This window comes from Gilliamella sp. W8123 (assembly GCF_016101085.1).
Lineage (GTDB): Bacteria > Pseudomonadota > Gammaproteobacteria > Enterobacterales > Orbaceae > Gilliamella > Gilliamella apis.
In genome coordinates this window covers 1-352 of the sequence record NZ_JACFRE010000027.1, presented here as the reverse complement: position 1 = coordinate 352, position 352 = coordinate 1, and the positions used below count along the sequence as shown (strand labels likewise).

General features: G+C 33.2%; 1 protein-coding gene. It reads left to right on the top strand.

From position 1 onward, the window contains the following. Positions 1-61 precede the first annotated feature (61 nt). On the top strand, positions 62-352 hold a 291-nt coding region (locus tag H3T56_RS11655; RefSeq protein WP_232351446.1), incomplete at its 3' end, for a hypothetical protein.

Below are 352 nucleotides of genomic sequence, written 5' to 3'. Positions count from 1 at the left end.
TAAATATGCTATAAAAGTATAGTGATTGCAAAAAACCATGCAACTTTTTTTGATGGTTTAATTGTTAACTTTTGTAAAGAAGAATGTAATATTATGTTTTAATTACTTGCTTAAAACTAATTTCGGAGAAACTTTAGGGGGGGTTGGCTTTAAAAACCTCGTTCCGCAAATTTTTTGGTTACTAGTTGATTTTATAACTGACGTTAGCGATTTATTGGCGGGATTTTGGCCTCAAAAACCCCTTTCCTCAAAATTTTTTAGTTCTTTATTTTTTGGTTGTTTGAGTTTCGGACGTTTGTTGTTTTGCGGTTGTTTCTATACGGTGATTACGTCCGAGTTAAGAGGGTTGGCG